The organism is Nocardioides sp. NPDC101246, from assembly GCF_044767415.1.
Lineage (GTDB): Bacteria > Actinomycetota > Actinomycetes > Propionibacteriales > Nocardioidaceae > Nocardioides.
In genome coordinates this window covers 40,962-66,069 of the sequence record NZ_JBIWNX010000016.1, presented here as the reverse complement: position 1 = coordinate 66,069, position 25,108 = coordinate 40,962, and the positions used below count along the sequence as shown (strand labels likewise).

Sequence of the window (25,108 nt, the reverse complement as noted above, 5' to 3'; positions counted from 1 at the left end):
CCGGCCCTCAGCAGAATCCGGGGATGGCGTGCCAGGCGTTGCCGGCGTCGGGTGCCTCGTCGCGTACGACCGAGGCCTCGATCAGGCCGTAGGGCCGGTCCGCGGCGAAGAAGACCTCGCCGGGGTTGTCCAGGCCGAAAGGCGAGAGGTCGGAGAGGAAGTGGTGCTTGTTGGGCGCGGAGAACTTGATCTCGGCGACGTCCCCGTGCTGCTCGAGCACCGAGGTGCCCATCCCGTTCAGGGTCTGCTGCAGCGCGAGACTGTGGACCTCCGCGAACCGCTGCAGCAGCAGGGCCCGGATGGAGTCGTACGTCTTGTCCCAGTCGACGTCTGTACCGTCATAGCGCCACCGGGCGACGAGCGAGGTCGCCAGGATCCGGTCGGTGGTCTCCTGCAGGGTCGTGTACTCGTCCTTGAGGAAGCCGTGGAACTCCGAGCCGGTCGACTTGAGCACGACCAGGTCCTTGATGCCGGAGACCACATGCGCGACCCGGTCCTCACCGCGGCCGTCCACGTTCACCACAGTGGTCCGTACGCCGCCACCCGAGCGGACGAAGGAGTGGTCGTGACCCGCGCCATCGACCTGGATCCGGTCCCAGGCGTACTCGTCGATCTCGACCCGGGCGCCCTCGGCGGCCGGGCAGGCCTCGAGGTAGCGGTCGGCGAGGGCGAGCGCGAACTCCTCGATCGAGGCGACACCGATCTTCTTCGCGTAGGCGAAGACGGTGTTCTTCTGGGTGTCGGTGGGCAGCACGTCCTTCTGGTCGCCGCTGGTGTGGGCGTCGTCGAAGCTCCCGCGCAGCGAGGTCGAGACGTTGAGGTCCCGGATCTGGTGACGAGGCGTGTCGCGGTAGATGCGTACGACGCGGTTCTCGGCTTTGCCGTACTGGTTCTGGCCAAGGCGGATGGGCATGTCAGCTCCCTCGGTAGGTGGAGTAGGCGAACGGGCTCAGCAGAAGTGGCACGTGGTGGTGCCGCCGGTCGGTGACCGCGAAGGTGACGGAGACCTGCGGGTAGAAGCACTCCTGACCGGTCGCCGCGTAGTAGGCGGCGGTGCCGAACCGGAGCTGATAGGTGCCGGCCGGGACCTGATCGGGTCCCAGGTCGGTCACCCGGCCGTCGCCGTCGGTGATGGCATCGGCGAGGACGACGGACGACTCGTTGGCGTCGATCCGGCTGAGCCGGACCGGGACACCGGCGGCCGGGCGGCCGAGCGCGGTGTCGAGCACGTGGGTGGTGATGGCGCTGGTCATGCGGACACCTCGGCGTCCAGGACCCGCTCGAGACGGAGGAGCGCGATGCGACGCAGCTCGTCGGCGACCACGGCCGCCTCCTCGTCGCGCTCGTGACCGAGCCGGTCGCGGAGCGAGGCGAGGACCTGGTCGGCCGAGAGGCCCGTCGCGCAGATCAGGAAGACCCGGCCGAAGCGCTCCTCATAGGCCCGGTTGCCGTCGTCGAGAGCCTGTGCGGTGGCCTGGTCGGTGCCGACCGCGGCCTGCTCGCGCCGCGACCAGGCGGCCTCGGCGTGCTCGCCCTCGGCGCGCTCTCCGATCCGCGGGTGGGCGGCCAGCGCCTGGTCGATGTCGGCGGCGGTGAACCGGCGGGCGGCCCGGTCGGCAGCGCGGGCGACGTCGGCCTCGTCGGCGTAGGGGCGGCCGGCCAGGACGGCGGCGACCCAGCTCGGCGCGTCGCAGCAGGCCTGCAGCACAGGACGTACGACATCCGGCGGTGAGGTGTTGAAGCTCTGGAGATCCATGAACCGTTCTCTCTCGCTATGCGGAAACTAATTTCCGTACAGCAACAACGATTGCATGTGTCGCTCATCACAGTCAACAGTTTGTTGAAAACGCCTGGGGCACTACTCGCGTTCGCGGTTCAGGTAGTTGTAGACCGTGAACCGGGTGACCCCGAGCGCCCCGGCCACGATCTCGGCGCTCTTGCGGTAGTCGAAGGCACCGCGCTCCTCCAGCAGCCGCACCGCGCGCTGCTTGCCCTGCCGGTCCAGCGTCCGCAGGTCGCCACCGAGCTCCTCTGCGACGTCGGCGAGGAGCCCCTCCAACCCGCCGGCCGTACGCCGCGGCGCGCTGTGTCCTTCGACGCGCACCTGGAAGGTGATCTGGTCGGCGCCGTGGTCGAGACCCGCGGCGACCACCGCGGCCAGGGTCGCCAGCACCGCGTCCCGCTCGCCGCGCACGGAGGTGCCCAGCGGCCCGAAGTCGCACTCCAGACCGGCCTCGCGGGCGGCCTCCAGCGCCGCCGTCGCGTGCTCGGGCGGCTCACCCTCGCCACGGAACGGTTCGGTCGTGAACTCGGCTTCGACGCGCATGGCGGCAGGCTACCCAGCCTGCCGCCGCGCGATCGTCAGGCTCAGGCGGCGATCCGCCGCCGCGCGAGCTCGGCCAGCTTGGCCAGATCGATCCCGGCCAGGCTCTCGACCTCCCCGGCCGCGACCGCCCCGCACTCCACCCCACGCAGCACGAACGCGGCGAGCGCGGCAGCAGTGGCGGGCTCGTCGAGATAGCTGGAGTCGCCGCCGTGGACGTACGCCCGCAGCCGGGCGCTCGCGACCTCGAGCCCGTCCCGGAAGAACGCATAGGTCGCCAGGTAACGGCTCGGCAGCTGGGCAGGGTGCAGGTCCCAGCCCTGGTAGATCCCGCGCGCCAGCGACCGGCTCACCAGGCGCGAGTGGAGCCGCCACGCCGCGAGCACCGCATCGGGGTCCCCGACCGGCAGCACGTTGGTCGAGCCGTCCGAGACGAAGACGCCGGTGCCGGCGGCCGCCACCTGCATCACGTCCTTGGCGTGGTCGGCGACCGGGTGCTCCATGCTCTGGTACGCCGCCGCGACCCCGAGGGAGGCGGAGTAGTCGTAGGTCCCGTAGTGCAGACCCGTGACCCGACCGGACCCGGCGGCGATCATCCGCGCGATCAGCGCGGTGCCGTCGGAGCCGAGGATCGCCTGCGGCGTCTCGACCTGGATCTCGAACCGCAGGCTCCCGGCTTCGATCCCATGGGCGACCTCGAGCGCGGACAGCGCGGTCACCATGGCGGTGACCTGCTCGACCGAGGTCACCTTGGGCAGGGTGATCACGAACCCGTCGCCCAGACCGCCGGCCCGGGCGAGCTCGCCCAGGAACAGGTCCAGCGTACGCAGCCCGCGGTGTCGCGTCGGCGCCTCGAAGGACTTGATCCGGATGCCGTGGAAGGGCGGCGCGGAGCCGTCGCGGACGGTGGCGGAGAGGGCCTCGGCGGCCGCCACGACGGCAGCGTCCTCGTCCGCGTCGGGCCGGTTCCCGTAGCCGTCCTCGAAGTCGATCCGCAGGTCCTCGATCGGCTCGGCGGCCAGCTTGGCCCGTACCCGGTCGAGGACCCCCGCGTCCAAGTCGGTCATCGACGCCGCATGCTCGGCCAGCACCTGACCGGCCTCGGCGGACCACTGCGCCACCGTCTTCTCGTCGTAGCGGTCGCCCGGCACGTAGACGGTATGCACTGGCTGCCGTACGCCACGGTCCCCCGGATAGCTCGCGGTCAGGGCCGCGTCGGCATCGGCGAGCGCGCGGTCGAGCCGCCCGATGAGGTCGTCGAGGTGACTCATACGCCGACCACCTGGTCATAGGCCGGCAGGGTCAGGAAGTCGACGTAGTCGTCGGCGAGCGCGACCTCCTCGAAGATGGTGCGGGCCTGCTCCAGGCGGTGCTCGATCCCGTCGGCCGCGGCGAGCAGCTTCGCCATCTCCTCGTCCAGGACCTGGCGTACGAGCTCCGCGGTCACCTGCGTCCCGTCATCGAGCTTCGACTCGTTGTGGATCCACTGCCAGATCTGCGAGCGCGAGATCTCGACCGTGGCCGCGTCCTCCATCAGGTTGTGGATGGCGACGGCACCGGCACCACGGAGCCAGGCGTCGAGGTAGACCAGCGAGACCTCGACGTTGTCGCGCAGGCCGGCGAGCGTGATCGCGCCGTCCGCGGAGGCGACGTCGAGCAGGTCCTCAGCGGCGACCGAGACGTCGTCGCGCTGCCGGTCGACCTGGTTCGGCCGATCCCCGAGAACGGAGTCGAAGATCTCCCGGCAGATCGGCACCAGGTCGGGGTGGGCCACCCAGGACCCGTCGAAGCCGTCGCCGGCCTCGCGCTCCTTGTCCTCACGGACCTTGGCGAAGGCGATGGCGTTGACCTCCTGGTCCCGGCGGCTCGGGATGAAGGCGGCCATGCCACCGATCGCGTGCGCGTTGCGCCGGTGGCAGGTCTTCACCAGCAGCTGGGCGTACGCACGCATGAACGGCGACTTCATCCCGACCGTGGCACGGTCCGGGAGCACGAACGAGGGGCCGGCGTCGCGGAAGTACTTGATCAGGCTGAACAGGTAGTCCCAGCGCCCGGCGTTGAGCCCCGAGGCGTGGTCGCGCAGCTCGTAGAGGATCTCGTCCATCTCGAACGCGGCCGGGATGGTCTCGATGAGGACGGTCGCGCGCACGGTGCCGTGCGGGATCCCGAGCTCGGCCTGGGAGAAGGTGAACACGTCGTTCCACAGCCGCGCCTCGAGGTGGCTCTCCATCTTGGGGAGATAGAAGTACGGCCCGCTCCCGCGCTCCACGAGCTCGCGGGCGTTGTGGAAGAAGTAGAGCCCGAAGTCGACCAGAGCGCCGACCACCGGCTGGCCGTCGACCACGACGTGCTGGTCGTCGAAGTGCCAGCCGCGCGGGCGCATCACGATCGTGGCGAGCCGCTCGTCCTGCTTGAGCTCGTAGAGCTTGCCCTGCGGGGACATCGCCGAGATCTGCCGCCGCACGGCGTCGTAGAGGTTCACCTGGCCACCGACCACGTTGCTCCAGTGCGGGGTGCTGGCGTCCTCCATGTCGGCCAGCCAGACCCGCGCCCCAGAGTTGAGGGCGTTGATCGTCATCTTCCGGTCGGTCGGGCCGGTGATCTCGACGCGGCGGTCCTGGAGGTCCTCGGGCACGGGCGCGACGGTCCAGTCGCCGGCGCGTACGTCGGCCGTCTCCGGGAGGAAGTCGAGCCGGCCGGTGCGCGCGACCTCCTCGCGGCGGGTCCGGCGGGCGGCCAGGAGCTCGTCACGGCGGGACCCGAACCGTCGCTGCAGTTCCGCGACGAACTCGAGGGCCTCCGGGGTGAGGATCTCGGTTCCTCGCTCGACCTCGCCGCCGGTGATCTGAATGTTCACGAGCTCCACCCTCCCAGGGCTAATGTTTTCCTTTGAATGGATTCTTCTTTCCGCATTGCGGATATTAATCCCGTCAGACAAGGGACGCAACCAGCCGGGTTTCCTCTAGACGACGCTAGACTTCCGTCATCCGGAAGAACAGCCCGGAAGAACAAAGGAGTTCAGGTGAGCGAGAACGAGAAGGCGCCGAAGGCACGCACGGGGGCCGTGCAGTCGATCGAGCGAGCCTTCGCGCTGCTGGAGACGATGGCCGACGCCGGCGGGACCATGGGCCTCTCCCAGCTCGCCGCGGCTTCCGGCCTGCCGCTGCCGACCATCCACCGGCTGGTCCGCACCCTCGTCGACCTGGGCTACCTCCGCCAGGAGGCCAACCGGCAGTACGTCCTCGGCCCGAAGCTGATCCGGCTCGGCGAGAGCTCCTCGCGCATGCTCAGCACCTGGGCCCGCCCCCACCTCACCCGGCTCGTCGACGAGGTCGGCGAGTCGGCCAACCTGGCGATGCTCGACGGCGACCAGATCGTCTACGTCGCCCACACCGAGTCGCGCCAGTCGATGCGGATGTTCACCGAGGTCGGTCGCCGGGTGTCCCCGCACTGCACCGCCGTCGGCAAGGCGATCCTCGCCGACATGGCTCCCGACCAGGTCCGCGACATCCTCCGGCGCACCGACATGGTCCCCTACACCTCGACCACGATCACCTCGCGCGACGACTACCTCGGCCAGCTCGAGCAGGTCCGCGAGCGCCGCTACGCGATCGACGAGGGAGAGCAGGAGGCAGGCGTACGCTGCGTGGCCGTCGCCGTCCCCGACTACGCCCCACGCCTGGCGATGTCGATCAGCGGCCCCACCGGCCGGATGAGCGACGAGCTCATCGAGCGCGCCGTCCCGCTACTCACCGAGGCCGGCAAGCAGCTCGCCGCCGACCTCGCCTGACCTCTCGCCAGGGATCAGGCTCCGCCGTACGGCACCGTGATGATCTCCAGGTTGTGCCCGTCGGGGGCCTCCCAGTAGACCCCGCGGCCGCCGTCGTTGTGGTTGATCTCGCCCTCGTTGCGGTGGAAGGGATCGGCCCAGTAGGTGATGCCACGCTCGGTGATCCGGCCGAAGATCTCGTCGAACTCGGCCTCGGTCACCTTGAACGCATAGTGCTGCGGCCGGAACCCCTGGTCCTCCACCACGTCGAGGCTGACCTGGTTGGAGAGCTCGACGATCCGGAACGGTCCGAAGACCTGGGCCTCGGGGAGCCCGAGGATCTCGGTCAGATGGGTCGCCGTCGCCTCCCGGTCGGAGGCGTGCACGATCGTGTGGTTCAGCTCGACGCTCATCGGAATCTCCTGTCTCGCGACTCCTCGACTCTAGGTCGCGGACGTGAGGTTGCCGAGCGCAATTCCTGGTGACGCCAGGTTCTGGGCGAAGAAGGCGCCCAGTCGATCGACCGCTGCCCCTACGTAAGGCTCGCGGTCATAGAGGTCCACGTGGCTCGCTCCCTCGACCCAGAAGACCTCCTTCGGCCCCACAGCTCGCTGGAAGGCGTCGATCGCCATCCATGCCGTCTCCGCGCGGGTGCCGAGCACCATGAGCAGGGGACGCTGCCCGATCAGCGGGACCTGCGCGAAGGCGTCGAACGTCGCCATCTTGTCGACGCTCGTCCAGTCGAACGACTTCGCGGCCCGTTCGTGGTCGGCCCGCGGGGTGCAGTAGTAGTCGAAGCCCTCGGCCGCGTGCTCGCCGCCGATCGCCCGCGCCTCGTCGACCGTCGTCGGGAAGAGCGGCAGGACGCCGGGGTCCTCGCCGTTGGCCCGAGCCGTACGCGCGGCCGCTGCGCCGTCGAGCATCGCCTGGAACACGGTCGGGTCCTGGGTGCCGTTGGCGCCGAGGCGGAACTGACGGGCGACGTCGACGGCGCAGACCGTCCCGAGCGCCTTGATCCGGTGGTCGCCGGCCGTCGCGGGGAGCGAGTAGCCGCCTGAGGCGCAGATGCCGAGCACCCCGATGCGCTCGGCGTCGACCTCCGGGCGGGCGGTCAGGAAGGAGACCGCCGACTTGATGTCCTCGATGCGCTGAGCCGGATCCTCGAGCCCACGAGGAAGGCCGCCGCTGGCGCCCTGGTACGCGGCGTCATAGGCGACGGTGACGAAGCCCTGCTCGGCCAACCGCGAGGCGTACAGCCCCGAGGCCTGTTCCTTGACCCCCGTCCCCGGGTGGCCGACGACGATGGCGGGCGCGGCGGTGGCGCCGTCCGGGACATAGAGGTGGGCAGCGATCTCGATCCCTGCGCTGTCGAACGTGACGTCCAGCTTGGTGACCACGGTTCTCTCCTTCGTACTGGTGCCGGTCCATCCGGCACTAGTACGAACCTCCACCGCTTCGAAGGAGCGCGAAAGCGGCCAGTGTTTGCCTGGGAAGGTTCCTTCCCTCCCAGGTTTCGTACGTCCCGGACACAATGGAACGCATGAGCAACCCAGCGGCGCCCGACGAGCTCGGAGCCTTCCTCAAGGCCTGTCGGTCACGCCTGAGTCCGGCCCAGGTGGGCCTGCCTGACCTGGGAAGTCACCGAAAGGTGCGTGGCCTGCGCCGGGAGGAGGTCGCCTCCCTCGCCGTGATCAGCGTCGACTACTACACCCGTCTCGAGCAGGGGCGGGTGAAGGCATCCGCATCCGTCCTGGAGACCCTGGCACGCGCGCTGCGGCTGGACGATGACCAGCAGGCCTATCTCTACGAGATCGCGGGCAAGGTGGATGCGCTCCCCCGAAGGCGCCGGACCACCCAGAAGGTCCGGCCGGCCGCCCGCCGGCTTCTCGACCAGCTGGTCGACACGCCCGCCCTGGTCCTGGGGAAGCGGCTTCACGTCCTCGACTGGAACCGCGCCGCGGCGGCGCTGTTCGTCGACTTCTCGACGATCCCGGCCCCGGAGCGGAACTACATCCGCCTCATGTTCACCCACCCGCTCGTACGCGGCCTGCACTCCACCTGGACGCACGACGCCCGGGACGCCGTGGCCGCCCTCCGGATGGAGGCCGCGAAGGACCCCGATGATCCCGAGCTGGCCGTGCTCGTCGGCGAGCTCTCCGTGCGCGACTCCGACTTCCGTACGTGGTGGGCCGAGCGCTACGTGAACTCCGCGAGCTTCGGCACCAAGCAGTACCACCACCCCACCCTCGGCGACCTGACCCTCGACTGCGACACCTGGCAGAGCCCCGACGGCTCCGGCCAGCGCCTGATGGTCCTCACCGCCCCCGCCGGCAGCCCGTCGGACGAACGTCTCCGCATCCTGACCGCGTGGCACTCCGACCACGACGCCCGGCGCACGGGCTCAGTGACCTCGTGAGCGCAGCTCACCAACCCGACGGACGTACGTTCCCGAGCACCCTGGTCACCGTGATCTCGATGACGACGCGCTCGGGGTTGGGCCGGGGCTGCTTGTAGCGCTCCGCATAGCGCCGCTCGGCCTCGGCGACCGACGCTTCGTCATCCTTGACCACCGCCGTGCCCTCCAGCGTGCACCAGCGCCGCCCGTCGACCTGGCTGACCGCTACCTGCGCATCGGGCCCGGCCGCGCGTACGTTGCGGACCTTCTTGCTCCCCACGCTGCAGATGACCCGCGCGATACCGGCCTCGGGATCGAAAGTCACCCCCACGGGGACGAGGTGCGGGCTGCCGTCCGGGCGGCTCGTCGTCAGGAAGCACACCCGCCGCTCCCGCCAGAACTCATCGTTCTCCGCGGTGGACGCAGTTGCATCGACTGTCATGGTGCTCCTCGGTTGTCCGCGACCTTGTCGTGTCGGCTCGCCAGGCGCAGGTACTCGCCTTGAAGGCCGCTGCTGATGGCGACCTCTTGGAGCACGCCGGTCGGGGCGAAGAGCAGGCCCAGCTGCTTCTCCGCCGCCACATTTCCATCCAGGAGAGATACCTCGATGCGTTCGACCTCTGCGATCAGGTCGGCGTCCGTGACGAACGAGGTCCAGCTCGTGTCGAGCTCGGTCGAGCGGAGCAGGTCGAGCAGGTCGCTCACGATCGCTGCCCGACTGTCCTGCACGCTGGTCACCGTAGCCGATCCGACTGGTCGTGTCACGACTCGTGCGATCAAAGCGAAACACCCCGGTGGCCAACGTTTCCGCTGGTCACCGGGGTGTTCTCCCAGGCGTGGCAGATGAAGGATTCGAACCTTCGAAGGCAAAGCCGACGGATTTACAGAGCGTCGGACGGAAGCCGTTGACCTGCACAGATGCCGCGAACGTGGGCGCCGGGGGCACAGATGGGGCAAGTTCTCCAAGATCCTGGCGCGCCTGAGTCACGATCGCCGTCATGAGCGGGCTCAGCGGTGGACACATATGTCCAGTTGTCGCACGATGCTCAGGAATGCGCGAAGGCTTCTCCGGCGACCGCACGGCGTCGGCAGGACTAACCTCCCACGGAGTGCCGGACCTATACTCTAAGTTTGGACTGCAACGCTCGGCACACCACGACCAGCCGGGCGAACACAATGAAGGGGCAGAGATGCTGGGGCGCGATCTCGTGCTTGCGTTAGCGAGCGAGCAAGCGAAGGGTGAAGGCGAGACCTTTCCGCTAGACCGCATCCGCATGCAGAAGGCCGCCTTCCTGGTGTCGATGCGAGGGACCGACGAGCTCCGGACCTATGACTTCGAGCCGTACAATTGGGGCCCCTACAGCGGCGAGTTGAACACCGACCTCCGTGCGATGGCTGCGGGCGACCTGCTCGATCTTGAGCGCCGCCCCGGGCATCAGTACCCGGAGTTCAAGACGACGCCCGCAGGCGAAGATCGAGCCAACAAGGTGTGGTCGCAACTCGAGCCAAGAGAGCAGGCATTCCTGCGCTCTGTGCGGAAGTTCGTGACCGGCCGTTCGTTCAGCAGGCTGCTTCGTGACGTGTACGCCGCCTACCCCGACTACGCGACCAAGTCGCAGTTCAGCGGATGACGGTCGCCATTGGTCTCGTCTGCAAGGACGGGGTCATCGTCGCTTCGGACAGCATGGCCAGCACGAGCACAGGCAACGCGATGCCGTCCCAGAAAGTGAATGCCTTCGAGCACAACCCGGTCATCTGGACGGCAGCCGGGTCGGTGTACGTGAAGGAAGAGGTGGCCGTCGAGTTCGCTTCCAAGCTCGATGCCAAGCCAGAGGGTGTGTTCACCGAGCCGCAGATCAACCTCCTTCGGAACAAGGTGAAGGGGATCCTTCAGCCGACAGTGCTGAAGTGTTACAAGTCGGCGCTGAGCACTACGGCGTTCGCCGCCGGGACAACCGCTGGATCGATGATCTCCACGTTTCTGCTCCTGGGCTACGCCAATGGGACCGCCTGGTTCCTTGAGATGGATCACGACGGATCCCTCAACTGGCACCACGAGCGTGGCTTCTATGCCATCGGTAGCGGCGGGCCTTTCGCGCAGGTATGTCACGCACTGATGAAGCATTACATGGTCGACGACTTGACCGTCGAGCAGGGACTTCGATTGGCCTACCGTGCCATCCAAACGACGTGCAGCGCGTCCAGCGGGCTCGTGGGACTCCCAGTCCAGCTCGCAGTGGTCGACGCTGATGGAGCGCGGGTCCTCACGCCGGATGAGGTCAGCACAGTCGGCACTGCCGTGGAACGCTGGATGGAGCTCGAGCGCGACACGCTTCAGATGTCGCCCGGAGCCCCCGACGCCCAGGACGTCGAGGAGCTGCCTTCGGTCGAGGAAAGCTGAAGTCCGCGTACGATTCGTCGGACTCGCTCAGCAGCCTACGTTGGGGACTCGTGCTCCCAGATCCGTACGGTTTGCCATCCGTTGGCGGGCGGAGCAGCGTCCTGCCCGCTCCCCTGAGCCGTTGTGTCATCCGGGGCGTAGACTGGGCTACCTAAGGGGTCGAGCCAACCAGTTTGGAGTCGACCCCTTTGCCACATCCGGAGCAGCCGCCGCGCCGCGAGCGCGAGTACCCGCCGACCCCGTACGCGCCGCGTAGTGAGGCCACCAGGGCCTACCGGGACGCTTACGACCTTGGTCGGAAACACCTTGGCAGCGTCAGCCGGGACATCCTGCTGCGCTACCACGACGGGCTAGAGCCCGGATCGCCGGAGCAGCGGGGTTACGAAGATGGCGTGAGGGCCGCATGGATACGCCTGCAGAAGTTGGAAGAGTTCGGACGACAGCAGGCACGCCGAGACATTGCCGAGTCTCGTGAAGCGGCCCGCCGTTCACCGCACCAGGAGCCGCCGTACTGAGGCGGTGCCTCGCTGCAACCGGCTGAACCAGGGGGCTGCGCGGGCGACATACGATCTGACTGTGTCCTACGTCTTGCGATCCGCCGTACGCCCGCGAATCACTGATCCCGCCTTCAACGAACACGAGCCTCGCGAACTGATCGCCACCGCTGAGACGTATGAAGCCGCCCTAGAGCAGTTGCGGGATCAGGTGCCCGAGGGTTGGGTGCTGCTCGGCATCGATCGCTACCTCGAACAGCCCGACAAGTAGAGACCACAGCGCGAGAGCCCGCCTCGGGATCCTTCCGAGGCGGGCTCTCGCGCTGCTGTTTATGGCCGGTCTCGACGTCACACCTCGAGGCAGCCGCCTCCGTAAACCGCGCGCTGAAAGAGAGCGCCACTCGCGACCCGAGGAACGATTCGCACTTCCTCGAAACCCTGCCGGATCCAGAACTGGTGAAGCCCGGCATTCGTACTCCACGCATCGAGTCGGAGCCAGCGCTTCTGCTGCTGAGCCGCCAGGCCGAGAGCGTGACTCACGAGGGGGCCGGCGACGTCCTGACCGCTACTTGATACCGGCGAGATGAGCCGATGGAGAAAGAGTGCGTCGCTCATCTCATCGGAACTCCATAGGCCCGGGTCGCTCCACTGGTCGATCGCGATCGTCCCGACCGGCTCGCCGTCCTTCACAAGCATCCACGTTTCTCCAGCCTCGATGCTCGACGTGACGCGCTCAAGGAAGGCGGTGTCGTGGAGCCCCGCACTGCCCCATTGATCCCGCCCCTTTCGCGACAGCCAAGCCGCGCGCTCGGCGCGCCACTGAGCGATCAGCTCAACTTCGGAGGGTGTCGCGTTCCGGATCTTCATGCGAGGTTCTCCCGATTCGCTCGGATCCCGCCAAGGCCGGTCTCGTCCCCCATCTCGTGGACAAGGCGCACGCCCTGAGGATGGACAACGCGCGTCGCCACCGAGGTCACGTAGAAGTTGTTGGCGGCTGTCGTGACGATCTCAAGCATCGATGCTCCCGGCGTAACGGCGAAGAGCTTCTGTTCTTCGGCAGTTGCAGGTCGGACCGTCGTCTCGGTCATCCAAGCGGTGTCAGCGGCCTTGGTGCTCCCAACGAGTCGACTGGTTCCTTCGGGGATGTCTTCGTCCCGGTAGAGGTCGAGCTCCTTCGCTAGCTCTGGCTCATAGAACGTGGTTTCGGTGGCGATCACTCGATCCCCGATGGTCTGCGTAACGCGTCGCCGCGCGGTCGATTCGCCTTCCGCCAGGCCGAGCCGCACGGCGACCTCTCGGGGCGGGACAGCCGCCCCGCCCCGGGTCTCCGAGGTCCCGCCTCGCGCCTTAGCCGTGGTGTTGAACATGTCGGCCGGAGCCCGAACTTCCTGCCATGTCGGCCGACTCATGTCGGTGAGCCGGTAGTCCAACACTCGGAGGTCAGCGACCCGTGGCCGTCCGCCCTTCCGGCCATAGATCAGGCCTTCGGCTTTGAGGGTGCTCATCGCCTTGGACACGGTCGAATTGCTGGCGCCAGTCTGACGGATCAGGTCCGCATTCGTCGGGAGCGGATCACCTACGCCCCAGACCCCATCGGCGATCTGGGCTCGAAGCCATTCGGTGATCTGCCGGGCATCCATGCCCCCTGCTGGCTGACGTCCCCGGGGTGGTTGCGTAGTCATGCCCTTCATGCTATCAGGAAATAGCTCTTCAACTATTTCGTGATAGTCCTTGCCAAGGGGCCCTATCGTGATGCAGGCTTTGATCTATCACGAAATAGTCACACCCGGTCCGCCGGGCTATCGAAGGGCAAGAGGAATGACCTACACACGAGACGAGCCGACCGGGGATGACCTCGCCGCAATTGAGGCCGAGTGGCCGCAGATCGCCGCTGAGCGCGACCTGGTCGACGCCGAATGCCGTCTGCTCGCCGACCCGGACGATGCGCTCGCCAAGCGGGCCCACCGCCGGGCCGTGAGTGCGCTCCTGCACCTGATGGTCCAGCAGGTCAACCACGACGCGGGCAAGGCCGCGCCTGTCTACATGCTCACCAACTTTGGCCCGGCCTACCCGGCCGAGGCTGCCTGATTCTCGGAGGTTCCACCCATGGTTACTGCACCTCTCGCCCTCGTCTTGGGCGTCATCTCGTTCTTCATGACCCGGGGCTCTGCCTCGACCATCGCGGGCACGATCGTGAACATCTTGTTCGGGATCGCGCTGGCTTCCACGCTCGTCGGGCCGCCGATGATCGAGGGCCTTGAGGCCGGTTCGAACGCCGTGTTCTCGGGCATCTCCGACGCTGTCAAGGCGGGTCGCTGATGGCTACCGCGTTCGTGGTCGGCGGCGTGGTCGTGCTGATCGCGGAGTGGATCTATTCAGCCCTCACGCGAGACAAGGCCGACGACCTGACCGAGGAGGAACAGGCATGACCGAGGACCGCCAGGACCAGCTGACGCTGTGGCGGCTCCGGACGAGCCAGCCGGGCCTGGTCCACATCGAGGACAAGGCCACCGAGGTCGGGGTGATCACCCTGTGCGGCTTCGAGATCCCGGCCGCTGCCGGGGCCCTGTCCAGCCGTCAGCCCGCTGACCGGGTCCGGAGCCCGTACGCGCCGATGTGTGCGGCCTGTGTGGCCGCGCTGGACCACTTCAGCAAGACCCGCAAGACCAACCCGAACCAGCACTGATCGAGATCTGAGGAGACCCGTCATGAGCAACAAGAACCGAGCCACCAAGCCCATCCGCACGAAGGCCGTCCTGGACCAGGCCGCGTCTGAGAAGGCGGGGGTCTGAGTCATGGCTGTCGAGTACACCGGCCTGTTCGGCCACGGCACGTTGAAGGACACCGCCAAGCACGTCGCCAAGACCAACGGAGCCAAGGTCGCCAAGAAGCTCCCCGGCCGCGCGGACCCGTTCGCCGCGAAGAAGACCAAGTACGGCAAGGCGTCCGATCCGTACCGGAAGAAGAAGCCGGTCAAGCGCACCAACCCCGTCAGCAAGTCCATCTGGTGACAGTCCAAACCACGACAAAGGAGAACCACCTCATGCGATTCAAGAACGCGAAGGAAGCCGCCCAGACGGGCAGGCGTGACGGCAAGACCTACCTCGCCCACCACGGCACCATCAACCGTGCCGAGGTAGCTCGCATCGACCGCGCCGCGAGCAGCGCCAAGACCATGGAAGAGCGCATGTACTGGCTCTCCTACGCCGGTGTCGTCGGGAGGGTCTGATGAGCGGCAAGTACGACAACCGAACCTTCAAGGTCCGTGAGTACACCGGGATGGGCACCGGCAACACGCGCCTCGTTCACGCCGCGATGGTCAAGGCCGTGAAGCCGATGCACTCGGGCCTGTCTGCGATCAGCCTCACGAACGGGGACACGGTCATCAGCCACGACTCCGTACGGCAGATCAAGGCCTTGATGAGGAACGCCTGACCCTTGCCTCCGACCCCCGCCTGATCGAGATCCGAGGAGACATGACGCGCCATGACGGACGAGCCGTGCCAGTCCTGCGAACAGCTTCACCGCGAGCTGCACGCGGAGCGGGAGCGCACCGGGCTGCTGGTCCGGGGTCTGGCCGCCGTGCTGGCTCTGCTCGACAGAGAGCAGGTCGAACCGTCCATGGCTAAGCGCCGCGTGCTCGCGATCGTGCACCACCGCCTCACCCACCTCATGACCCAGACCAACGGAAGGACCAGACGATGACGGACTACTACCCCACGAACGGGACCGCGCCGGACAGCCCGGCCGCCCTGTTCGAGAACCGGATCGGGCTCGCTGAGCCCGACCAGGACGACGCCTACGACGCCGAGCGGGTCGAGGTGTTCGAGGGCGAGGTTCTGGCCGTGGTCGACCACGTCGACACCGCCCGGCCTTTCACCCAGAGCGACCAGGACGACGACACCGAGTCGACCGAGTCCTCCGAGTCGGGCGAACCGGACGACCTGCCCTCCACGCTGACCTGGGCCGCACCTGACCGGGCCGCTGGTGAGCGTGCTCCGATCATCCCGCCGTGGATGCACTCTGCTGAGGCTCGCAAGGCCGCTGTGCGCCAGGCCCTCTCTGCTGCTGGCTACCACACCGCGTTCCACGCGATCCGGACCCCGGTCTACACCGTGAAGGCGCTGGGCTACTCGGTGGTGGGTTGTGGCCGGATGTCCGGGAAGGTCACTCGGTGGGTGCGTGCCGAGGAGGGCAACTACGAGCTGCGGCAGAAGGCCGCTGAGACCAACGACGCCTACACCTGGCAGGCCCTGAACAAGATCCGGGAGCGTGAGTCCCGGGGCCGCATGTGGGGTCTAGCGCTCGCCACCGCCGCCACCCTGATCGTGGTCGCGATCCTGGCCGTGACCGGCATCCTTGCACCGGTTCTGTGGGCCGCCCTGGCCGCAACGATCGTGGTCACCGCCCGCGCCGGCCGACCGGCCGACAAGCCAATCCTGGGCCGTGTCGCCACGGGTCGCCGGTTCACCCGCCTGACCGGTGACCTGGTTCGCAACTCGCTGGTCTCGCTGGCCGTGCGCGGCATCACCGCCCCGGAGCAGATCGAGTTCTGTCACCCCGGCATCCACCGTGACGGCCCCGGCTGGCTGGCCCGGGTGAACCTGCCCGAGGGTGTCACCTCGGTGAAGGTGCTAGAGCGCCGTGACGGCCTGGCGTCCGCGCTGCGGATCCCGGTCGACCAGGTGTGGCCCTCGGCTGGGCCCGACCACCCCGGCCAGCTCGACCTGTGGGTGGGCTACCAGCCCGCCTCGGAGATGGGCCAGCCGACGTGGTCGCTGGCTGCTGAGAACGCCCGTACCTCGTTCTTCGAGCCCGGTGAGTTCAGCAGCGACGAGCGCTCCCGCCCGATCGAAACCACCCTGTTCCAGCGTTCCTACCTGATCGGTGGCCAGCCCGGTTCGGGCAAGTCCTATGCCGCCCGGGCGCTGATCGCTATCGCGATGCTCGACCCGACCTGTGAGCTGAAGATCGCCGAGTTCAAGGGAACCGGTGACTTCCTCGACCTCGAACCCCTGTGCTCGACCTACGTCGTGGGTGTCGATGACGAAGCGCTGGACCAGGGCGCGGCGATCGGCCGGTGGCTGGTAGTCGAGGCCGAGAAGCGCGGCAAGCGGATCCTGGCCGCCCGCAAGCGTGGCGAGGCCCCTCAGGGCAAGGTCACCCCCGAGCTAGCTGCTAAGCCCGGCTCTGGGCTGCACCCGGTGTGCGTGGTCATCGATGAGGCCCACGAACTGTTCCTCTACTCCCCAGACGCCGCTAGCGACTTCGAGCGCGCGATCAAGCGCCTGCGGGCCCTCGGGATCTGCGTCATCCTCGCCACCCAGATCCCCGACAAGGCCTCCCTGCCCCCGGGCATTACCCGCTGTGTCACCAACCGCTGGTGCCTCTCGGTCGCGGGTCAGGTCGAGAACGACATGATCCTCGGAACCGGTGCCTACAAGCGTGGCCTGACCGGGACCGTCTACCGGCCCGTGTTCGACGCCGGATGGGGCTGCATGACCGGTGGAGCCTCCCCGGTCGCTGCCCGCTCCCAGTTCCCCGCCGATGAGGTCTGGGACTCGATGGTCGCCCGCGCTACCTCGCTGCGCGGTGGGGTTGCGGTGGGTGCGCCGATCGAGACCGCCCCGGCCCGAGACCTGCTCGCCGACCTGACCGAGGTCGCCGCCCCCAACGGCCAGCACTGGTCCAGCGCCGCCGAGGCACTGACCGAGACCTGGCCCGACGCCTACACCCACCTCTCCGCCGACGCCCTGTCCGACATGGCACGCACCGCCGGACTCACCTCGGTCGACGTCAAGATCTCCGGCACCGTCCGCAAGGGCTACCGCCGCGCCGACCTCAACAAGCTCCGCGCCGACCGCGACACCGAGGCCCAGAAGGAGGGGTAGCGCCGGAGGTAGCGGACCACCACCCGGTAGCGAGACCGCTACCACCCCCGCTACCACCAATTCCCGGCCTGACCAGCACAGACGTTCGAAGGTAGCGGGTAGCGACCCGCAGGCCGACCACCCAGAACCCAGCCCAGGAGACAGATTCCATGACACCGCTCACCGTCGCTACCCTCGCCGCCGTCGCGATCGTCGCCGTGGCCACTGGGATCTACGCCACCCTGTGCCGCGAACTGCCCTTCAAGCCCTGCCGTCGCTGCCAGGGCACCGGCTCCCGCACCACCGGGACCGTCTTCCGCAAGCTCCGCGCCTGCCGCACCTGCCGAGGCACCGGCACCCGCCTGAGGACCGGGCGTGCGCTCTACAACCACGCCAAGCGGATCCACACCGAGGCCACCACCACGACCCTGCCGCCCCAGCGCGACCCGCAGCAGCCGCCACACCGCCCCGGCTGGTAACCGCCTCCCACCCCTCGCACGGGCCTACTGGCCCAGGTCCCTACCCGTCCCATGCCCAAAACACCTGATCAGAACAGGAATTACGCCATGAACACCGCTTCCGCTCCCCGCTCCGGCCGCCCCTCTGGCCTCGCTGCTGTCGGCTACGGCCTGACCGGCGTCGGACTCATCCAGGTCGCCGTGACCATTGCCCCGCAGGTCGCCGCGATGATCCCCGCTGCTGGTGGCGCTGCTCCCGCTGTCGGCGTGGCCGTCGCGCTGGCTGCCGATGTTGTGTGGGCCGCTCTGGGCCACACCACCATCCACGCCTACAAGTCCGGCCAGCGCGCCGCCGCGTACGGCTTTGGAGGCGCTACGGCGGTTGCTGTGGCTGTCTCTACGGTCCTGCTGGCTGCTGTCGGTCACATGGGCCCGTGGAGCGCGATTCCCGCGCTTGCTGCCCTGCTGCTGGTCGCAGACGGGATCCGCGACCAGGTGACCGTCTCCCCGGGGACGGCCGCGATCATCCGGGCCCGTACCGCTGAGATCCGCGACCAGCGCGCGCTGGCGGTGATCGAGGCCCGTCACGAGGCCCACATGGAGACCATCACCGGCTACCGCGAGTCGGCCCGACTCGCCGCCCGCACCCACGCCCTGGCCGAGGTCAAGGTGACGGTGGAGAAGGCCGAGAATCGCGCCGCGACCCTGCTCACCAAGTCGGCCGAGAAACACGCTGCCGGGGCCGTGGCCTACCGCGAGCTGATGGGTAGCCGGTCGCCCGTCACCCCCGGCAACGGGGCTGACAGCGAGGGCGACACCGACCCCGACACCACCTCCGCCGACCAGCCCCACGCGATCGCCGCTCCGGCACCGGCTGTCACCGTCCCGCCGACCCTGACTGTCATCCCTGACACCGACGACGACAACACGGACCTGTGCGCGATCTGTGACGAGGCGCTGAGCGAGGACGACGGCGACCAGGTCCACCCCGCTTGCGCCGCCAGCGAGCTGCGGGCGCACGGCTGGCCCGTGCCCGAGGTCGCCGGGCTGATGGCCGTCTCCAACCGGACCGTCCAGCGCTGGACCAATGCCAAGGCCGCAGGTGCCTGATGAGCCGCCCACGCCGCGTACGTCGCCGCTACGTGCAGCGCCGCCCCCACTGGTGGCGCGACCTGATCACCAGCGACTTCTACCTCGCCACCCACGCCTGGGAACTCGACGCCGAGGCCGAATCCCTGGGCTACGCGACCGAACTCGAGGAGTACGCCGCAGAGCACCCCAGACCCACCTTGAAGGGCTTCATGCTCGCCCACGCTCGCCCGGACCGGCACGCACCCGACCAGCACGACGCCGAACACATGATCGAGGAAGGACAGACCGATGACACAGCAGCCTGACACCCTCACCGAGACTCCGACCGGCACCGACGCTCTCACGACCGCTCTGGACTACGCCGCCCGTGGCTGGCGAGTCTTCCCCCTCCTGCCCGGTTCCAAGAAGCCCGCCACCCCCAACCACAAGGCCCGCCACTGCACCGGCACCGACACCTGGTGCCGCACCGGTCACACCGGGTGGGAGCAGCGCGCCACCTCTCGGCCGGACTGGATCACCCCCGCCTGGTCCAGCAACCCCGCATACGGCGTCGGGATCGCCTGTGGACCCTCGCGCCTGGTCGTGGTCGACCTGGACACCCACAAGCCCGGCTCCAAGATCCCCGAGCCCTGGCACCGCTTCGAGATCACGACCGGTGAGGACGTGCTCGACCACCTCGCCGGAGTTCACGGAGGCACCATCACCCCGACCTACACCGTGCGGACCGTCTCCGGTGGAACCCACCTCTACTACGCCGCGCCGGACACCACTCGCCGGTTCACCAACACCGCCGGAAAGATTGGCTGGCTGATCGACACCCGCGCCCACGGTGGCTACGTCGCCGCGCCGCCGACGACCATCGGCACCAGCGCCTACGAGATCACCGATGACCGTCCGCCGGCCGAGCTGCCGATGTTCCTGCTCGACCTCCTCACCCGCGACCAGCGACCGGCACTCAGCACGGCACAGAACGGCCCTCAGCAGCCCGCTAACCAGCCCGTCCGGCCGGTTGGGTCCGGAGAGTCCGTGCACAACGCCTCGGCCTACGTCGACAAGGTGCTCGCCGAGGAGATCGCCGCCCTGCAGGCCGCGCCCGAGGGCGGCCGCAACACCGCGCTGTGGTGCGCGGCCGCCAACGTCGGGAAGTTGGTCCGCCGTGGCCTGATCACCGAGCACGCCGCCCTTGACGCCCTGCTCACCGCCGCCGCCGGACACATCGCCGCTGGCGCCTACAGCCCCCACGACGCGGAGAACAGCATCCGCTCCGGGTTCCACCGCGCCGCCACCCGGACCGCCGCATGAGCACCGACCAACCAGACGGACCAGACCAGGCCGCACCCGACCCGGAGGAGACCAACATGAGCAACGACACCAGCACCGACCAGGACCAGAACGGCCCGCTCACCGCGGCCGACTTCGACGCCGACGCCGGAGAGCTGCTGCTCACCGAGATCCGCGAAGCGCTGGCCCGCTACGTGATCCTCCCTGACGAGCACTCCGCGACCGGGGTCGTGCTCTGGATCGCCGCAACCCATGCGGTCCCGGCCTGGGCGCACGCCGCCCGGCTGGTCATCCGCGCCCCGGAGAAGCGGTGCGGGAAGTCGCGGCTGCTCGACCTGGTCGAGGCGATGTGCCATGACCCGCTGCTCACCGTGAACGCCTCCCCGAGTGCGGTGTTCCGCTCGATCGGGATGAAGAAGAACAACCCGCCCACGATCCTGCTGGACGAGGCCGACACCGTCTTCGGGCCCAAGGCTGGCGACAACGAGGACCTGCGCGGGCTGCTCAACGCTGGCCACCAGCGCAACCGGCCCTCGATCCGCTACAACGCCGCCGCTGGCTACGTCGAGAAGCTCGAAACGTTCTCCATGGCCGCCCTCGCCGGGATCGGTGCCATGCCCGACACCATCGAGGACCGCGCCGTGGTCATCCGGATGCGCCGCCGCGCCCCGGGTGAGTCGGTCGCGCCGTACCGAACCCGCCGTGATGGTCCAGCCCTCGACAACCTCCGCACCCGGCTGAACCAGTGGGTGAGGGCCCATCTCGATCACCTCGGCACCGCCATGCCGGACATGCCGGTCGAGGACCGCGCGGCCGACACCTGGGAGCCGCTGATCGCCCTGGCCGACCTCGCCGGAGGCCCGTGGCCCGACCTCGCCCGCGACGCCTGCATCACGCTAACCGAGACCCGCGACGCCAACGCACAGACCACCCTCCAAACGCGCCTGCTGAACGACTGCCGGGCCGCGTTCGGCGACGCCGAGGCACTGCCCACCACCGTTCTGCTCGAACGGCTCCACGCGGACCCTGAGGCCCCCTGGGCGACCTACCAGAACAACGGCCTGACCGCGATGAAGCTCGGATTCCTGCTCCGTGACTTCGACATCCGTTCCGACACCATCCGGTTCGCGGGCAGTCAGGCCAAGGGCTACCGCACCACCACGTTCGCCGATGCCTGGGCTCGCTACTGCACCCCAACGTGCGTGGTCTGCCACCTGCCGATGACCCACGACGACGGCACCCACACCCACCCAACCTGCGACCCGGAAGAGGCCAACCGATGAGCACCGCGACCACGGGTTTGGGGGCCCAAGCCGTACCAGCCGTACCAGCCGTACCAAGACGATGTTTCCCCAGGTCAGACCGCGATTTCCGGTGGTACGGCTTGAAAAATCGGCCCGTACCAAAGCCGTACCAAAATCCCCAAGCCGTACCAGCCGTACCAAAGCCGTACCACCACAAAACAGCATCTGACCAGCCTAAACACGTGTTTGGTACGGCTGGTACGGCTGGTACGGCTTACCCCCTCCCAACCCGCTCCACTCACTCTCACGCGACGCGCGACATGGAGGCCGGACGATGACCACGACGACCCACACCAAGCACCTGACCATCGCCGACCTGTGCGACGAACTCGGCGTTGCTCGCTCGACCTTCTACGACTGGCGCGCCGCCAAGAAGGCACCACGCTGCATCAAGTTGCCGAACGGCGAAATCCGGATTCGGCGGACCGACCTGGACCGCTGGCTCGAAGGCCTGGAGGACGCAGCATGACGAACGATGCACTGTCGTACGACGTACGCATCTACAAGATCGAGACCCGCAAGCGAACGAAGGTGACGAACTACCGCACCCGCTGGTCGGTCAATGGCGAGCGGTTCGGGGAGCCGTTCGCAACCAGGAAGCTGGCCGAGTCGTACCGCTCCGCTCTCCAGCAAGCGGCGAGTCGCGGCGAGGCGTTCGATACCAGGTCCGGACTTCCTAGGTCGCTCGGCGTAGCACGCGCCGGGCGCACCTGGGTCGAGGTCGCGCGGGAGTTCATCGATGACCGCTGGGAGGACTTCGCACCCCGCCACCGCAAGAGCACGGCCGAAGGACTGGTCACGCTCACCTGTGCCCTGGTCAAGGAAGGCAAGACACCACCGGACGACCGCGCGCTCCGCCAGGCCCTGAAGTACTGGGAGTTCAACACTGCAGCGCGGACCACCGCCGACGACCCGCCCGACGAGCACCGCGAGGCAGTGCGCTGGATCTCCGAGAACTCCCGCCCGGTGTCGTACCTCAACGAACTCGATGGCGTGAAGGCCGCCATCGATGCCCTGTCCCGGAAGCTCGACGGAAGCAAAGCAGCCAAGTCAACGATCGCCCGCAAGCGAGCTGCACTGTCCGGAGTCTTGAACTTCGCAGTCGAACGCGACTACCTGGAGAAGAACCTCATGAGCCACGTACGCACTCCACGCCGCCCGAACGCCGACGCCATCGATCCGGGCGTGGTCGTCAACCCCGACCAGGCCCGAGCACTGCTCGATGCTGTGCTGACGATCGACCCGACGTTGCACGCACTGTTCGCGGCCAGTTACTACGCCGGCCTACGGCCCGCCGAGGCTCGAAACCTCCGCGAGGGGGACCTGAAACTCCCTGAGGCGGGATGGGGCGAGATCATCCTCCGCAAGGGTTACCAGGAGTCTGGTTCAGCATGGACCGACGACGGGAAGCGCGGAGAGGAGCGCGGTCTCAAGCACCGGGATGAGGACACGACTCGACCAGTGCCCGCACACCCCGACCTGGTGAAGGCGCTGCGTCGCCACCTCGATGAGCACGGGACCGGGGTCGAGGGACGACTGTTCGTGACCCGCGTCGGGCGCGGCGGCAAGGGAGGTGTCCCGCTGCCGCCGCCCTACCAGAACCCCGTGAACCAGAAGACCGTGTACCGCGCCTGGGAGAGCGCTCGTGCCGAAGCGTTGAAGCCGCGACAGTACGCGTCGGCGCTGGCTCGCACGCCGTACGACCTCCGGCACGCCTGCGTCTCGACCTGGCTAAGCGCTGGGGTCGACGCCACCCAGGTAGCGAAGTGGGCCGGACACAGCGTCGCCGTGCTGCTGCGGGTCTACGCCGCATGCCTGGACGACACCGAGAACGCGGCAAAGGCCCGCATCGAGCAGGCGATGAAGACCGACCCCGACGCATAGGCGAGTTCCGGGGGCACACCGGGGGCACAGATGCCCGTAGACAGCCGGACGTTGCCGGACATAGCCGGACAAGCGAAACACCCCGGTGGCCAGCGTTTCCGCTGGTCACCGGGGTGTTCTCCCAGGCGTGGCAGATGAAGGATTCGAACCTTCGAAGGCAAAGCCGACGGATTTACAGTCCGCTCCCATTGGCCGCTCGGGCAATCTGCCTGGGTTGTTCGCGCGCCCCCGTGAAGGGGATCGCGACAGCAATAGACAATAGCGCAGGGCCTGGCGGCGTACGAAAACGGGACGAGGTCCTAGGGTGAGACACCACAGACCTGGACAGAAGCTAGAGGAGAGAGTCATGGCTGACTCGTCGTTCGACATCGTGAGCAAGATCGACCGCCAGGAGGTCGACAACGCACTGAGCCAGACTGCGCGGGAGGTCTCGACGCGGTTCGACTTCAAGGGGACCAACGCGACCATCGAGTGGAGCGGCGATCAGGCGATCGAGATCTCCGCCTCCGCGGACGACCGCGCCAGCGCGGTCCTCTCGGTCTTCCAGGACAAGCTGATCAAGCGCCAGCAGTCGCTGAAGATCCTCGACGCCAGCGAGCCGCGCCAGTCCGGCCAGCAGTCGAAGATCTCGGTCGCGCTCAAGGAGGGCATCTCCTCCGAGGATGCCAAGAAGATCTCCAAGCTGATCCGCGACGAGGGCCCCAAGGGCGTCAAGGCGCAGATCCAGGGCGACGAGCTCCGCGTCTCCTCCAAGAAGCGCGACGACCTGCAGACCGTGATCTCGCTGGTCAAGGGCCAGGACTACGACTTCGCGGTGCAGTTCATCAACTACCGCTGAGCTCGTGGCCTACGAGCACCCGAAGGCCACCGCAGAGATCGACGCCCCGATCGAGGCGGTGTGGCGGGTGATGGTCGAGACCGAGTCGTACGCCGCCTGGAACCCGTTCGTCGTCCGCGCCGAGACTGCGCAGCCGGCTGCGGTGGGCAACCCGATCGTGCTGCACGTGACCTGGGCGAACGGCGGCCGCGCCCGCTCGCCGGAGCGGATCTCGGCGCTCGACGCTCCGGTCGTCGGCGAGGACGGGGTCGGGGTTGCGTACCTGGCCTATGTCTATGAGGGCTGGCCGGCGCGGCTCGGCCTGGTCCGCGGCGTACGTCACCAGCGGCTGACCCAGCGACCCGGCGGGCCGACGCGCTACGAGACGGTCGAGGAGTTCTCCGGGCCGCTGGTCGGGCTGGCCGGGCCCGCGCGAGTTGCCGACGGGTTCCGGCGGCATGCCGCGGCCCTCAAGACGCGCGCCGAGACGCTCGTGAATGAAAGTGGACTTGACCACTAGATTGAGCGAAATTCTGCATTCATCTGCAAGAATGTGGCCGTGCGAGTATCTGCCAAGTCCGACTACGCCCTCCGCGCCCTCATCGAGATGGCCGCGCGCGAGGACGGAAAAGCTGTCAGCGCCGAGGAGCTCGGCCGCGCCCAGGAGATCCCGCACGGGTTCCTGCAGGCGATCCTCGCCGACCTCCGCAAGGCCGGCGTCGTCATCTCACAGCGCGGCCAGTCCGGCGGTTGGCGCCTGGCCCGCAAGGCGTCGGACGTGTCCGTCGCCGACGTGATCCGCGCCGTCGACGGTCCGCTGGTCTCGGTCTACGGGCTGCGCCCCGAGGGCGTCACGTACAACGAGCGCGCCGACGTCCTCCAGCACGTGTGGATCGCCGCCCGCGACTCGCTGCGCGAGGTCTTCGAGAAGGTCTCCATCGCCGAGCTCGCCTCCCGCGAGCTGCCCGACGAGGTCACCACGCGCACCGCGCGCGACGAGGCCTGGCTGCCTCACTGAGC

35 protein-coding genes and 1 tRNA gene are annotated in these 25,108 nt (G+C 68.2%); 23 read left to right on the top strand and 13 right to left on the bottom strand.

Annotated features, from left to right (window positions below; genetic code table 11):
- Nucleotides 1-7: 7 nt before the first annotated feature.
- The 6 genes from pucL to aceB all read right to left on the bottom strand — a co-directional run bounded on the left by pucL (nucleotide 8) and on the right by aceB (nucleotide 5,180).
- Nucleotides 8-913, bottom strand: coding sequence for a factor-independent urate hydroxylase (gene pucL, locus ACIRON_RS25345; protein ID WP_402996664.1), 906 nt, complete (start codon nucleotides 911-913; stop codon nucleotides 8-10).
- Between the two features lies 1 nt (nucleotide 914).
- Complete coding sequence (uraH, locus tag ACIRON_RS25340; RefSeq protein WP_402996662.1) at nucleotides 915-1,253, bottom strand: hydroxyisourate hydrolase; 339 nt, start codon at nucleotides 1,251-1,253, stop codon at nucleotides 915-917.
- The gene (gene uraD, locus ACIRON_RS25335; RefSeq protein WP_402996660.1) at nucleotides 1,250-1,756 is read right to left on the bottom strand and encodes a 2-oxo-4-hydroxy-4-carboxy-5-ureidoimidazoline decarboxylase; all 507 of its coding nucleotides are present in this window, start codon (nucleotides 1,754-1,756) and stop codon (nucleotides 1,250-1,252) included. Before uraD ends, uraH begins: the two co-directional genes overlap by 4 nt.
- Nucleotides 1,757-1,858: 102 nt before the next feature.
- Nucleotides 1,859-2,326, bottom strand: coding sequence for a helix-turn-helix domain-containing protein (locus tag ACIRON_RS25330; protein WP_402996658.1), 468 nt, complete (start codon nucleotides 2,324-2,326; stop codon nucleotides 1,859-1,861).
- Nucleotides 2,327-2,367: 41 nt separating this feature from the next.
- Nucleotides 2,368-3,594, bottom strand: a complete 1,227-nt coding sequence (locus ACIRON_RS25325; protein WP_402996656.1) for a DUF6986 family protein — start codon at nucleotides 3,592-3,594, stop codon at nucleotides 2,368-2,370.
- The gene (aceB, locus tag ACIRON_RS25320; RefSeq protein ID WP_402996654.1) at nucleotides 3,591-5,180 is read right to left on the bottom strand and encodes a malate synthase A; all 1,590 of its coding nucleotides are present in this window, start codon (nucleotides 5,178-5,180) and stop codon (nucleotides 3,591-3,593) included. The genes ACIRON_RS25325 and aceB overlap by 4 nt, the downstream gene beginning before the upstream one ends.
- Before the next feature lie 165 nt (nucleotides 5,181-5,345).
- Between aceB and ACIRON_RS25315 the strand changes: the two genes are divergently transcribed.
- Nucleotides 5,346-6,113 (top strand): IclR family transcriptional regulator, encoded by a 768-nt coding sequence (locus tag ACIRON_RS25315; RefSeq protein ID WP_402996652.1) that lies wholly within the window; start codon nucleotides 5,346-5,348, stop codon nucleotides 6,111-6,113.
- A 14-nt stretch (nucleotides 6,114-6,127) separates the two neighbouring features.
- Here ACIRON_RS25315 and ACIRON_RS25310 read toward each other — a convergent pair whose 3' ends face one another.
- Nucleotides 6,128-6,505 carry a VOC family protein gene (locus ACIRON_RS25310; RefSeq protein ID WP_402996650.1) on the bottom strand — a complete coding sequence of 126 codons (378 nt, stop codon included), beginning with the start codon at nucleotides 6,503-6,505 and terminating at the stop codon, nucleotides 6,128-6,130.
- 30 nt (nucleotides 6,506-6,535) lie between these two features.
- Complete coding sequence (locus ACIRON_RS25305; protein WP_402996649.1) at nucleotides 6,536-7,489, bottom strand: alpha/beta hydrolase; 954 nt, start codon at nucleotides 7,487-7,489, stop codon at nucleotides 6,536-6,538.
- 143 nt (nucleotides 7,490-7,632) lie between these two features.
- Between ACIRON_RS25305 and ACIRON_RS25300 the strand changes: the two genes are divergently transcribed.
- On the top strand, nucleotides 7,633-8,508 hold the full coding sequence (locus tag ACIRON_RS25300) for a helix-turn-helix domain-containing protein (RefSeq protein ID WP_402996647.1): 876 nt from the start codon (nucleotides 7,633-7,635) through the stop codon (nucleotides 8,506-8,508).
- A gap of 7 nt (nucleotides 8,509-8,515) precedes the next feature.
- Here the strand turns inward: ACIRON_RS25300 and ACIRON_RS25295 are convergent, their stop codons facing one another.
- Nucleotides 8,516-8,929 (bottom strand): PPOX class F420-dependent oxidoreductase, encoded by a 414-nt coding sequence (locus ACIRON_RS25295; RefSeq protein WP_402996645.1) that lies wholly within the window; start codon nucleotides 8,927-8,929, stop codon nucleotides 8,516-8,518.
- On the bottom strand, nucleotides 8,926-9,216 hold the full coding sequence (locus tag ACIRON_RS25290) for a hypothetical protein (protein WP_402996643.1): 291 nt from the start codon (nucleotides 9,214-9,216) through the stop codon (nucleotides 8,926-8,928). Before ACIRON_RS25290 ends, ACIRON_RS25295 begins: the two co-directional genes overlap by 4 nt.
- 323 nt (nucleotides 9,217-9,539) lie before the next feature.
- Between ACIRON_RS25290 and ACIRON_RS25285 the strand changes: the two genes are divergently transcribed.
- The 3 genes from ACIRON_RS25285 (at nucleotide 9,540) to ACIRON_RS25275 (ending at nucleotide 11,653) form a co-directional block, all read left to right on the top strand.
- On the top strand, nucleotides 9,540-10,118 hold the full coding sequence (locus ACIRON_RS25285; RefSeq protein ID WP_402996641.1) for a hypothetical protein: 579 nt from the start codon (nucleotides 9,540-9,542) through the stop codon (nucleotides 10,116-10,118).
- The gene (locus ACIRON_RS25280; protein WP_402996639.1) at nucleotides 10,115-10,888 is read left to right on the top strand and encodes a hypothetical protein; all 774 of its coding nucleotides are present in this window, start codon (nucleotides 10,115-10,117) and stop codon (nucleotides 10,886-10,888) included. The genes ACIRON_RS25285 and ACIRON_RS25280 overlap by 4 nt, the downstream gene beginning before the upstream one ends.
- A 576-nt stretch (nucleotides 10,889-11,464) precedes the next feature.
- Nucleotides 11,465-11,653, top strand: a complete 189-nt coding sequence (locus tag ACIRON_RS25275; RefSeq protein WP_402996637.1) for a hypothetical protein — start codon at nucleotides 11,465-11,467, stop codon at nucleotides 11,651-11,653.
- A 77-nt stretch (nucleotides 11,654-11,730) separates the two neighbouring features.
- Here the strand turns inward: ACIRON_RS25275 and ACIRON_RS25270 are convergent, their stop codons facing one another.
- Together ACIRON_RS25270 and ACIRON_RS25265 are read right to left on the bottom strand one after the other, a co-directional pair.
- Entirely contained in the window at nucleotides 11,731-12,249 is a 519-nt protein-coding gene (locus ACIRON_RS25270; protein ID WP_402996635.1) for a GNAT family N-acetyltransferase, read from the bottom strand.
- Entirely contained in the window at nucleotides 12,246-13,022 is a 777-nt protein-coding gene (locus tag ACIRON_RS25265) for a GntR family transcriptional regulator (RefSeq protein ID WP_402996633.1), read from the bottom strand. The genes ACIRON_RS25270 and ACIRON_RS25265 overlap by 4 nt, the downstream gene beginning before the upstream one ends.
- A gap of 178 nt (nucleotides 13,023-13,200) precedes the next feature.
- On the opposite strand from ACIRON_RS25265, the gene ACIRON_RS25260 reads away from it, so the two are divergent.
- The 15 genes from ACIRON_RS25260 (at nucleotide 13,201) to ACIRON_RS25190 (ending at nucleotide 23,271) form a co-directional block, all read left to right on the top strand.
- Nucleotides 13,201-13,470, top strand: a complete 270-nt coding sequence (locus tag ACIRON_RS25260; RefSeq protein WP_402996631.1) for a DUF6284 family protein — start codon at nucleotides 13,201-13,203, stop codon at nucleotides 13,468-13,470.
- An 18-nt stretch (nucleotides 13,471-13,488) separates the two neighbouring features.
- Nucleotides 13,489-13,701 (top strand): hypothetical protein, encoded by a 213-nt coding sequence (locus tag ACIRON_RS25255; protein ID WP_402996629.1) that lies wholly within the window; start codon nucleotides 13,489-13,491, stop codon nucleotides 13,699-13,701.
- A gap of 106 nt (nucleotides 13,702-13,807) precedes the next feature.
- Nucleotides 13,808-14,068, top strand: a complete 261-nt coding sequence (locus tag ACIRON_RS25250) for a hypothetical protein (protein ID WP_402996627.1) — start codon at nucleotides 13,808-13,810, stop codon at nucleotides 14,066-14,068.
- 109 nt (nucleotides 14,069-14,177) lie between these two features.
- Nucleotides 14,178-14,393, top strand: a complete 216-nt coding sequence (locus ACIRON_RS25245; RefSeq protein WP_402996625.1) for a hypothetical protein — start codon at nucleotides 14,178-14,180, stop codon at nucleotides 14,391-14,393.
- A 32-nt stretch (nucleotides 14,394-14,425) separates the two neighbouring features.
- The gene (locus ACIRON_RS25240) at nucleotides 14,426-14,611 is read left to right on the top strand and encodes a hypothetical protein (protein WP_402996623.1); all 186 of its coding nucleotides are present in this window, start codon (nucleotides 14,426-14,428) and stop codon (nucleotides 14,609-14,611) included.
- Entirely contained in the window at nucleotides 14,611-14,817 is a 207-nt protein-coding gene (locus ACIRON_RS25235) for a hypothetical protein (RefSeq protein ID WP_402996621.1), read from the top strand. The genes ACIRON_RS25240 and ACIRON_RS25235 overlap by 1 nt, the downstream gene beginning before the upstream one ends.
- Nucleotides 14,818-14,868: 51 nt before the next feature.
- Entirely contained in the window at nucleotides 14,869-15,087 is a 219-nt protein-coding gene (locus tag ACIRON_RS25230) for a hypothetical protein (protein ID WP_402996619.1), read from the top strand.
- Nucleotides 15,084-17,273 (top strand): hypothetical protein, encoded by a 2,190-nt coding sequence (locus tag ACIRON_RS25225; RefSeq protein ID WP_402996617.1) that lies wholly within the window; start codon nucleotides 15,084-15,086, stop codon nucleotides 17,271-17,273. The genes ACIRON_RS25230 and ACIRON_RS25225 overlap by 4 nt, the downstream gene beginning before the upstream one ends.
- A gap of 149 nt (nucleotides 17,274-17,422) precedes the next feature.
- Complete coding sequence (locus ACIRON_RS25220; protein ID WP_402996615.1) at nucleotides 17,423-17,731, top strand: hypothetical protein; 309 nt, start codon at nucleotides 17,423-17,425, stop codon at nucleotides 17,729-17,731.
- A gap of 87 nt (nucleotides 17,732-17,818) precedes the next feature.
- A complete protein-coding gene (locus ACIRON_RS25215) occupies nucleotides 17,819-18,820 on the top strand; it encodes a hypothetical protein (protein ID WP_402996613.1) in 1,002 nt (333 codons plus the stop codon).
- Complete coding sequence (locus ACIRON_RS25210; protein WP_402996611.1) at nucleotides 18,820-19,107, top strand: hypothetical protein; 288 nt, start codon at nucleotides 18,820-18,822, stop codon at nucleotides 19,105-19,107. The genes ACIRON_RS25215 and ACIRON_RS25210 overlap by 1 nt, the downstream gene beginning before the upstream one ends.
- The gene (locus tag ACIRON_RS25205; protein WP_402996609.1) at nucleotides 19,091-20,104 is read left to right on the top strand and encodes a bifunctional DNA primase/polymerase; all 1,014 of its coding nucleotides are present in this window, start codon (nucleotides 19,091-19,093) and stop codon (nucleotides 20,102-20,104) included. Before ACIRON_RS25210 ends, ACIRON_RS25205 begins: the two co-directional genes overlap by 17 nt.
- A 56-nt stretch (nucleotides 20,105-20,160) precedes the next feature.
- On the top strand, nucleotides 20,161-21,366 hold the full coding sequence (locus ACIRON_RS25200; RefSeq protein ID WP_402996607.1) for a DUF3631 domain-containing protein: 1,206 nt from the start codon (nucleotides 20,161-20,163) through the stop codon (nucleotides 21,364-21,366).
- A 295-nt stretch (nucleotides 21,367-21,661) separates the two neighbouring features.
- Entirely contained in the window at nucleotides 21,662-21,856 is a 195-nt protein-coding gene (locus tag ACIRON_RS25195) for a helix-turn-helix transcriptional regulator (protein WP_402996606.1), read from the top strand.
- Entirely contained in the window at nucleotides 21,853-23,271 is a 1,419-nt protein-coding gene (locus ACIRON_RS25190) for a tyrosine-type recombinase/integrase (protein WP_402996604.1), read from the top strand. The genes ACIRON_RS25195 and ACIRON_RS25190 overlap by 4 nt, the downstream gene beginning before the upstream one ends.
- A 128-nt stretch (nucleotides 23,272-23,399) precedes the next feature.
- Here ACIRON_RS25190 and ACIRON_RS25185 read toward each other — a convergent pair.
- A tRNA-Tyr gene (locus tag ACIRON_RS25185) sits at nucleotides 23,400-23,481 on the bottom strand.
- Between the two features lie 136 nt (nucleotides 23,482-23,617).
- Here ACIRON_RS25185 and ACIRON_RS25180 point away from each other — a divergent pair.
- The 3 genes from ACIRON_RS25180 to ACIRON_RS25170 are packed head-to-tail and all read left to right on the top strand — an operon-like array spanning nucleotide 23,618 to nucleotide 25,106.
- Nucleotides 23,618-24,109 (top strand): YajQ family cyclic di-GMP-binding protein, encoded by a 492-nt coding sequence (locus ACIRON_RS25180; RefSeq protein WP_091042969.1) that lies wholly within the window; start codon nucleotides 23,618-23,620, stop codon nucleotides 24,107-24,109.
- Nucleotides 24,110-24,113: 4 nt separating this feature from the next.
- Complete coding sequence (locus ACIRON_RS25175) at nucleotides 24,114-24,608, top strand: SRPBCC domain-containing protein (protein ID WP_402996602.1); 495 nt, start codon at nucleotides 24,114-24,116, stop codon at nucleotides 24,606-24,608.
- 39 nt (nucleotides 24,609-24,647) lie between these two features.
- Nucleotides 24,648-25,106: an Rrf2 family transcriptional regulator gene (locus ACIRON_RS25170; protein ID WP_091044275.1), complete on the top strand. Its 459-nt coding sequence runs from the start codon at nucleotides 24,648-24,650 to the stop codon at nucleotides 25,104-25,106.
- The last annotated feature ends 2 nt before the right edge of the window (nucleotides 25,107-25,108 follow it).

Coding starts and splice junctions, on each gene's coding strand:
- ACIRON_RS25280 (WP_402996639.1), top strand. CDS start 10,115: ATGACGGTCGCCATTGGTCTCGTCTGCAAGGACGGGGTCATCGTCGCT.
- pucL (WP_402996664.1), bottom strand. CDS start 913: ATGCCCATCCGCCTTGGCCAGAACCAGTACGGCAAAGCCGAGAACCGC.
- ACIRON_RS25235 (WP_402996621.1), top strand. CDS start 14,611: ATGAGCGGCAAGTACGACAACCGAACCTTCAAGGTCCGTGAGTACACC.
- ACIRON_RS25250 (WP_402996627.1), top strand. CDS start 13,808: ATGACCGAGGACCGCCAGGACCAGCTGACGCTGTGGCGGCTCCGGACG.
- ACIRON_RS25195 (WP_402996606.1), top strand. CDS start 21,662: ATGACCACGACGACCCACACCAAGCACCTGACCATCGCCGACCTGTGC.
- uraH (WP_402996662.1), bottom strand. CDS start 1,253: ATGACCAGCGCCATCACCACCCACGTGCTCGACACCGCGCTCGGCCGC.
- ACIRON_RS25285 (WP_402996641.1), top strand. CDS start 9,540: ATGCGCGAAGGCTTCTCCGGCGACCGCACGGCGTCGGCAGGACTAACC.
- ACIRON_RS25220 (WP_402996615.1), top strand. CDS start 17,423: ATGACACCGCTCACCGTCGCTACCCTCGCCGCCGTCGCGATCGTCGCC.
- ACIRON_RS25310 (WP_402996650.1), bottom strand. CDS start 6,505: ATGAGCGTCGAGCTGAACCACACGATCGTGCACGCCTCCGACCGGGAG.
- ACIRON_RS25265 (WP_402996633.1), bottom strand. CDS start 13,022: ATGGATGCCCGGCAGATCACCGAATGGCTTCGAGCCCAGATCGCCGAT.
- ACIRON_RS25205 (WP_402996609.1), top strand. CDS start 19,091: ATGACACAGCAGCCTGACACCCTCACCGAGACTCCGACCGGCACCGAC.
- ACIRON_RS25215 (WP_402996613.1), top strand. CDS start 17,819: ATGAACACCGCTTCCGCTCCCCGCTCCGGCCGCCCCTCTGGCCTCGCT.
- ACIRON_RS25300 (WP_402996647.1), top strand. CDS start 7,633: ATGAGCAACCCAGCGGCGCCCGACGAGCTCGGAGCCTTCCTCAAGGCC.
- ACIRON_RS25190 (WP_402996604.1), top strand. CDS start 21,853: ATGACGAACGATGCACTGTCGTACGACGTACGCATCTACAAGATCGAG.
- ACIRON_RS25225 (WP_402996617.1), top strand. CDS start 15,084: ATGACGGACTACTACCCCACGAACGGGACCGCGCCGGACAGCCCGGCC.
- uraD (WP_402996660.1), bottom strand. CDS start 1,756: ATGGATCTCCAGAGCTTCAACACCTCACCGCCGGATGTCGTACGTCCT.
- ACIRON_RS25330 (WP_402996658.1), bottom strand. CDS start 2,326: ATGCGCGTCGAAGCCGAGTTCACGACCGAACCGTTCCGTGGCGAGGGT.
- ACIRON_RS25210 (WP_402996611.1), top strand. CDS start 18,820: ATGAGCCGCCCACGCCGCGTACGTCGCCGCTACGTGCAGCGCCGCCCC.
- ACIRON_RS25295 (WP_402996645.1), bottom strand. CDS start 8,929: ATGACAGTCGATGCAACTGCGTCCACCGCGGAGAACGATGAGTTCTGG.
- ACIRON_RS25325 (WP_402996656.1), bottom strand. CDS start 3,594: ATGAGTCACCTCGACGACCTCATCGGGCGGCTCGACCGCGCGCTCGCC.
- ACIRON_RS25240 (WP_402996623.1), top strand. CDS start 14,426: ATGCGATTCAAGAACGCGAAGGAAGCCGCCCAGACGGGCAGGCGTGAC.
- ACIRON_RS25180 (WP_091042969.1), top strand. CDS start 23,618: ATGGCTGACTCGTCGTTCGACATCGTGAGCAAGATCGACCGCCAGGAG.
- ACIRON_RS25200 (WP_402996607.1), top strand. CDS start 20,161: ATGAGCAACGACACCAGCACCGACCAGGACCAGAACGGCCCGCTCACC.
- ACIRON_RS25245 (WP_402996625.1), top strand. CDS start 14,178: ATGGCTGTCGAGTACACCGGCCTGTTCGGCCACGGCACGTTGAAGGAC.
- ACIRON_RS25255 (WP_402996629.1), top strand. CDS start 13,489: ATGGTTACTGCACCTCTCGCCCTCGTCTTGGGCGTCATCTCGTTCTTC.
- ACIRON_RS25260 (WP_402996631.1), top strand. CDS start 13,201: ATGACCTACACACGAGACGAGCCGACCGGGGATGACCTCGCCGCAATT.
- ACIRON_RS25230 (WP_402996619.1), top strand. CDS start 14,869: ATGACGGACGAGCCGTGCCAGTCCTGCGAACAGCTTCACCGCGAGCTG.
- ACIRON_RS25270 (WP_402996635.1), bottom strand. CDS start 12,249: ATGAAGATCCGGAACGCGACACCCTCCGAAGTTGAGCTGATCGCTCAG.